At 70.7% G+C, this 6,491-nt stretch carries 5 protein-coding genes and 1 pseudogene; 4 read left to right on the top strand and 2 right to left on the bottom strand.

The window, feature by feature from the left end; all coding sequences use genetic code 11:
• A partial coding sequence (locus F8279_RS28795; protein ID WP_151501617.1) for an NlpC/P60 family protein occupies window positions 1-1,335 on the bottom strand: 1,335 nt, incomplete at its 3' end.
• A gap of 267 nt (window positions 1,336-1,602) precedes the next feature.
• Here F8279_RS28795 and mqnE point away from each other — a divergent pair.
• From mqnE to F8279_RS28780, 3 genes are read left to right on the top strand one after another with little or no spacing between them, the layout of a single operon-like run.
• Complete coding sequence (gene mqnE, locus F8279_RS28790) at window positions 1,603-2,772, top strand: aminofutalosine synthase MqnE (protein WP_091414396.1); 1,170 nt, start codon at window positions 1,603-1,605, stop codon at window positions 2,770-2,772.
• 7 nt (window positions 2,773-2,779) lie between these two features.
• Entirely contained in the window at window positions 2,780-3,208 is a 429-nt protein-coding gene (locus F8279_RS28785; protein ID WP_151501616.1) for a hypothetical protein, read from the top strand.
• A gap of 26 nt (window positions 3,209-3,234) precedes the next feature.
• Entirely contained in the window at window positions 3,235-3,507 is a 273-nt protein-coding gene (locus tag F8279_RS28780) for a DUF4229 domain-containing protein (protein ID WP_091414468.1), read from the top strand.
• Between the two features lie 51 nt (window positions 3,508-3,558).
• On the opposite strand, the gene F8279_RS28775 is transcribed toward F8279_RS28780, so the two are convergent.
• A complete protein-coding gene (locus tag F8279_RS28775; RefSeq protein WP_151501615.1) occupies window positions 3,559-4,899 on the bottom strand; it encodes a C39 family peptidase in 1,341 nt (446 codons plus the stop codon).
• A 205-nt stretch (window positions 4,900-5,104) separates the two neighbouring features.
• Here F8279_RS28775 and F8279_RS28770 point away from each other — a divergent pair.
• Window positions 5,105-6,427, top strand: a pseudogene (locus F8279_RS28770) (M14 family metallopeptidase); the annotation flags it as partial.
• Window positions 6,428-6,491: the final 64 nt, after the last annotated feature.

Below are 6,491 nucleotides of genomic sequence, written 5' to 3'. Positions count from 1 at the left end.
CACGGTCGGCGGCGGGGCGGGGGTGGCCGGGGCGGGTACGGCTCCGATCACCCGGGTCGCGGCGTAGAGCCGGGACCAGCGGACCACCGAGATCTTGACGACGTCGCCGGTCCGCGGCGCCTCCACCATCTTGCCGTTGCCGATGTACATGGCGACGTGGTGGACGCTGGTCCAGCTGCTGCCCGAGGCGAAGAACAGCAGGTCACCGGGGAGTAGGGCGTTCGGCGGGACGGTGCGGGAACGGGTGGCGAAGTACTGGTCCTTGGCGACGCGGGGCAGGCCCCGGTAGCCGGCCGCCTGGTAGGAGGCGAGCATCAGGCCGGAGCAGTCGAACCGGTCCGGGCCCTCCGCGGCCCACAGGTACGGGTCGCCGAGCTGCGCGAGGGCGTAGCGCACCGCGGCGAGCGCCCGCGGGTCCGCCACCAGGCCGTCGATGCTCTGGTCGACCACGTACGAGGTGCCGAGCCGCTGCTCGGCGGCGTCCGCCAGGCGCTCGATCTCCAGGAGCTTGGCCGCGTTCTCCTTGCGCAGCGAGACGAGCGCCGTTTCCTGCTTGCGCAGGTCGGTCTCGGCGCGGGTGAACTCGGTGGCCTTCTCGGTCGCCCGCCGCCGGGCCGACTCGTGCGCCTCCCGCGCGATCTGCTCGGCGCTCGTGGCACGGAGGAGTTCGCCGGTCACCGACGTGGTGGCGCCCTCGGCCTTGTCGCCCCGGGTGATGCGCTGGAGGTTGGCGAACTCCCGCAGACTGGCGCCGAACTCGCCCGGCGGCAGCGCCGCGTCGGCCTTGACCGCGTCGGCGGCGGCGCTCTTGGCGTTGTCCTGGGCGCGGCGGAGCGCGTCCTGGGCCTCCGTGAGCCGGGCGGCGGACTGGGTCAGCTCGGTCTGTGCGGCGTCCCGCTCGGTCTTGATCCGGAGCAGTTCCTCACCCAGCAGCGTGACCCGGGCGTCGAGCTGGTTGATCTGGGCGATCAGCGGGCCGTCGGCCGGGTTGGTCACGCCGGTGGTGCCCGGCAGGCCCGCCGTGCCGCCCGGGGCGGTGACGCCGGGCAGGCCCGGGACGGTGCCGGGCACGCCGGGAACGGTGCCGGGCACGCCGGGAACGGTGCCGGGCAGGCCGGGGACGGTGCCGGGTACGCCGGGGACGGTGCCGGGTGCGCCGCGGACGGCGCCGGACGAGCCGGGCAGTTGCAGGGGGCCGGTGACCTGGGGCCGGGAGCCGGTGTCGGGTACGACGTCGGGCAGCGGGTCGGCCCAGGCGGGTGTGGCGAGCGCCGCGGCCGCGACCGCCCCCAGAAGGGCGGACCAGAGCGCCGGGCGCAGGATCGGTGAGATCACCGGCTGCCGTCCTCGTCGCCGTCGGGCCTTGGTGCTGTGAGCCATACCGCTCCCCGTCCGGTCTGGGGTCCGTCACGCGTGCTTGGGGCGTGTCGGGACAGGACGGCCCTGGTGTGTGTTCCGCCCCACCCTGTCTTACCTCACTGTTGCGACGATGTCGATGTGCGGAGCGTGACGGCCGGTGAACCGGCGCGACCACGTCGGCGGCCGGTCCGACCCGCGACGTACGCTCGATCGGGAACCCAGGTGGAAGGACGTGGCTTTCGGATGGACGCCGGACTCAAGCGCGAACTCGAGGCGAAGGTGTACGCGGGTGAGCGGCTGACCCGCGAGGACGGCATCGCCCTCTACGCCAGCGACGACCTGACCTGGCTGGGCCGGCTGGCCCACCACAGGCGTACCGAGCTCAACGGCGACCGGGTGATGTTCAACGTCAATCGGCACCTGAACCTGACGAACGTCTGCTCGGCGTCGTGCGCGTACTGCTCGTTCCAGCGCAAGCCGGGCGAGAAGGACGCCTACACGATGCGTATCGACGAGGCGGTCCGCAAGGCCAAGGAGATGGAGGACGAGCAGCTCACCGAGCTGCACATCGTCAACGGCCTGCACCCGACGCTGCCCTGGCGCTACTACCCGAAGGTGCTGCGGGAGCTGAAGGCCGCGCTGCCGAAGATCAAGCTCAAGGCGTTCACCGCGACCGAGGTGCAGTGGTTCGAGAAGATCAGCGGGCTCACCGCCGACGCGATCCTGGACGAGCTGATGGACGCCGGTCTGGAGTCGCTGACCGGCGGCGGCGCGGAGATCTTCGACTGGGAGGTCCGGCAGCACATCGTCGACCACAACTGCCACTGGGAGGACTGGTCGCGCATCCACCGGCTGGCCCACTCGAAGGGCATGAAGACGCCCTCGACCATGCTCTACGGCCACATCGAGGAGCCCCGGCACCGGGTCGACCACGTGCTGCGGCTGCGCGAGCTGCAGGACGAGACCGGCGGCTTCCAGGTCTTCATCCCGCTGCGCTACCAGCACGACTTCGTCGACTCGGCGGACGGCAAGATCCGTAACCGGATCCAGGCCCGGACCACGATGGCCTCGCCGGCCGAGTCGCTCAAGACGTTCGCGGTCTCCCGGCTGCTGTTCGACAACGTGCCGCACGTCAAGTGCTTCTGGGTCATGCACGGCCTGTCGGTCGCGCAGCTCTCGCTGAACTTCGGCGTCGACGACCTGGACGGCTCGGTCGTGGAATACAAGATCACCCACGACGCCGACTCGTACGGCACGCCGAACACCATGCACCGCGACGACCTGCTGCACATGATCTGGGACGCCGGCTTCCGTCCGGTCGAGCGGAACACCCGCTACGAGATCGTCCGCGAGTACGACGCGCCCCCGTCGATGGCGGAGCGCCGGTCCGAGCCGCAGCAGGTCTGGGCCTGACCTGGCGATGAGCGACGAGGAACAGCAGCGCGGCTTCCCCCGGCGCGACGCCGAGGGGCGCATCCTCACCCTCGGCGACCTGCTCGGGGTGAGCCTCGCCGGCCTGGTCATCGGGGTGCTGGCGCTGCTGGTCTTCGAGTGGGCGTTCGCCGTCGTCGGCGACAGCGGCTTCGGGGGCACGAACGGCTGGCTCGCGGTGATCCTGCCGCTCTGGTTGTTCTGGGACGAGTTCCGGGCCTGGGAGTTCGGCGCCGCCCGGGTGGTGGCCGCGCTGGCCGGTCTCGGGCTCGGCGTCGTCGCCGGCCTGCTGGTGGCGGGCCTGGCCTCCGGGCTGCCCGCGCTGTTCACCGGCGCGTTGGCCGCGGCGGTGTTCACCGTGGTCTACGCCGTCATCTGGTTTCATGGCGTGCACTGGCTGGCCCGGCGTACGGGCTGAGGCACGGAGAGAGTGGGAATGCGGGAATGAGCGCGGCGGTCAAGTACACGCTGGGCCGGGTCGGGCTGTTCGTCGCCGTGCTGGCAGCCCTCTGGTTCGTCGAGATGAACATGTTCCTGCGGCTGATGGTGGCGCTGATCTCCTCCGCCGCGCTGTCGTTCTTCCTGCTGCGCAACTGGCGGGACGAGATGGCCGGGGAGATGGCGGAGGCGTCGGAGCGGCGCCGCGCCGAGAAGGACCGGCTGCGCACCGCGCTCGCCGGCGAGGACGAGCCGGACGCCGAGCGCCGCGACGGCTGAGCGGATGGACGAGGGGCCCGGCGCCGGACGTGGCGCCGGGCCCCTCGCCGTTCACCAGTTGGTCGAGCCCGGGACGACCGGCCACGGCCGGTCGGCCGGCTTGATCAGGTACGCGATGCCGCCGGAGCCGGAGGCCACTGTGCCGTTGGCCCGGTAGCGCTTGGTGCGCAGCCAGATCTGCTCGAACTGCTCCCGCTTGTAGACGTTGCGCACCGCGTCGTTGGACGAGGACGCCGGGTCGTTGACGATCACGTCGCCGCCGGCGGTGAAGCCGACGATCACGAACAGGTGCCCGGAGGTGCCGTAGTTGGCCCCGTCCAGCTCGCTGGCGAGGAACGACTGCGAGGTCACCACCGGGATGCCCGCCTTGATGAAGCGTTCCGCCTCGTCCAGCGAGTGCAGCCGGGTGACCCGTGCCTCCAGGCCGGGGAAGCTCGCCGCGTACGCGGTGTTGAACGGCCAGTTGCCGGCGCCCTCGTACTCGTAGTCGTAGGTCATCCGGGCGGCGTGGTCGACGGTCGGGTCGGGGTAGGAGGGGTCGACCCAGGAGGTGTCCTCGGCCGAGGGCTTGCGGCCCCAGTACTCGACCACCATCTCCGTCGAGGTGGGCGAGCACCACGCCTCACCGCCGCCGTCGTACTCGGGGTACTCGCCGATGTGGATGTTCTGCGAGTAGCGCGGCACGGCCAGCTCGGTGCCCCAGGCGATGCCGCCCCGGCTCGGGGTGACGGTGAACCGGTCCGGCACGTTCGACGCCATCGCGCCGAGCATCCGGACCTGCGGCGCGGCGGCCTGACCGGGCGCGCGGTAGAGGGTGAGCCGCAACTGGTACGAGCGCAGCAGCACCCCGGCGTCGGCGTCGTCGACCGAGAACGTGTCGGTCCAGATGCTCGACCACGGGTCGCCCTGGCCGTCCAGCGTGGAGCGCTTGATGTCCTGGTCGCCGGAGGCCCAGCGGCCCATGACGTACCACGGGGTCTGTGCCCCGGTGTTGTACGTGCCGTGCAGTTCGACCTGGATCCAGGTGCCGGCCGGGGTGGCGGCGTTCCACGACGCGACCATCTCGGTGGCGTCGAAGCCGATCCGCCGCTCGGGCGAGGTCCAGGTGGCGTACTCCCAGGTGCGGGTCGTGCCGGTGTGCTCGTCGGTGAACTCGGTGGTGCCCGCCGGGCGGTCGATGGTCAGCGCCGGGTGGCGGCCCGGTACGGCGCGGGTGCCCTGGTGGGAGCCGCTACGCCAGTCGGGGAAGCGGGAGAACTCCTGAAAGGTGATCTGTTCGTCGTGCGTGACGCCCGGCCGCGGGGCTTGCGCCTGGACCGGTGCGCTGGTGCCGAGGAGGGTGAGCGCGGTGAGGCCGGCGAGGGCGGCCGCGCGCATGGGTCTTCCGAACATGGCAGCTCCACAGGGAGACGGCATCGTTGCCGTTCACTGTCGCGCTTGGCGGGAAGTTTCGCCAGATGTTCAGGCATAGAAAATCATTGCCGAAGTGAGGATCAGGTCGGGATGGCTAAAGATAGAGACAGATATTGATATGACCATGTGTCTCCTGGTGGAGTGTGCGGACAACGGGATCTCCCGTACCCCCAGGAGGTTGTCCATGGCCTTCCGCGCCTCTCCGCTCCGCCGCCGGCTGGCGCTCGCCGCCGCCGCCGGCCTGACCATCGTCCTCACCGCAGCCGCCGCGCCCGCCGTGGCCCGGCCCGCGCCGGCAGGCTCCGGTGAGCCGGCCACCGTCGCCTACCGGGTGCTCGGCCCGCGTACGGCGGCCGACCGCACCGCCGTCGCCTCCACCGGCGCCGCGATCGACTACTCCGAGCACGGCGTGCTGCACGTCACGGCGACCAAGGCCGAGGCGAACGCGATCACCCGGCTCGGATTCCGGCTCGAGAAGGACGTCACGCCGGAGCCGGGACACGCCGACGGGGGCATGACCGCGAACGCGTTCCCGTCCGCCGACTCGAACTACCACGACTACGCCGAGCTGACCGCCGTGGTGAACAAGGTGGTCGCCGACCACCCGACCATCGCCCGCAAGCTGAGCATCGGCACGTCGTACCAGGGCCGGGACCTGATGGCGGTGAAGATCTCCGACAACGTCGCCACCGACGAGGCCGAGCCGGAGATCCTGTTCAACGCCCAGCAGCACGCCCGTGAGCACCTGACCGTGGAGATGGCGATCTACCTGCTCAACCTCTTCACCGACAACTACGGCAGCGACTCCCGGATCACGAACATCGTCAACTCCCGGGAGATCTGGATCGTCCCCACCGTCAACCCGGACGGCAGCGAGTACGACATCGCCACCGGCTCCTACCGCTCCTGGCGCAAGAACCGGCAGCCCAACAGCGGTTCGACCGCCGTCGGCACCGACCTGAACCGCAACTGGGGCTACCAGTGGGGCTGCTGCGGCGGCTCGTCCAGCACCAAGTCGTCGGAAACCTACCGGGGCCCGTCCGCGTTCTCCGCACCGGAGACCGCGGCGCTGCGCAACTTCGTCAACAGCCGGGTCGTCGGCGGGGTGCAGCAGATCAAGGCCAACATCGACTTCCACACGTACTCGCAGCTGGTGCTCTGGCCGTACGGCTACACGTACAGCAACACCGCCACCGGCATGACCGCCGACCAGTACAACACCTTCGCCACCATCGGCCAGCAGATGGCGGCGACGAACAACTACACCCCGGAGCAGTCGAGCGACCTCTACATCGCCGACGGCACCAGCATCGACTGGATGTGGGGCGCCCACAAGATCTGGGCGTACACCTTCGAGATGTACCCCGGCTCGGCCTCCGGCGGCGGCTTCTACCCGCCCGACGAGGTGATCCCGGCGCAGACCTCGCGCAACCGCAGCGCGGTGCTGCTGCTGGCCGAGTACGCCGACTGCCCGTACCGGGCGATCGGCAAGCAGAGCCAGTACTGCTGACCTCACCACCGGGCGGGAACCCCGGTTCCACCCCCGCCGGGGTTCCCGCCCGGTGGTGAGG

Origin of the sequence: Micromonospora sp. AMSO1212t, from assembly GCF_008868145.1 — a bacterium.
Lineage (GTDB): Bacteria > Actinomycetota > Actinomycetes > Mycobacteriales > Micromonosporaceae > Micromonospora > Micromonospora tulbaghiae.
Note: the sequence above shows the minus strand (reverse complement) of the source record. Positions and strands in the feature narration are given on the sequence as shown.

What these genes read in the sequence shown, in the direction of transcription:
- F8279_RS28780 (WP_091414468.1), top strand. Translation starts at nt 3,235, where the DNA reads ATGAGCGCGGCGGTCAAGTACACGCTGGGCCGGGTCGGGCTGTTCGTC.
- mqnE (WP_091414396.1), top strand. Translation starts at nt 1,603, where the DNA reads ATGGACGCCGGACTCAAGCGCGAACTCGAGGCGAAGGTGTACGCGGGT.
- F8279_RS28775 (WP_151501615.1), bottom strand. Translation starts at nt 4,899, where the DNA reads ATGTTCGGAAGACCCATGCGCGCGGCCGCCCTCGCCGGCCTCACCGCG.
- F8279_RS28785 (WP_151501616.1), top strand. Translation starts at nt 2,780, where the DNA reads ATGAGCGACGAGGAACAGCAGCGCGGCTTCCCCCGGCGCGACGCCGAG.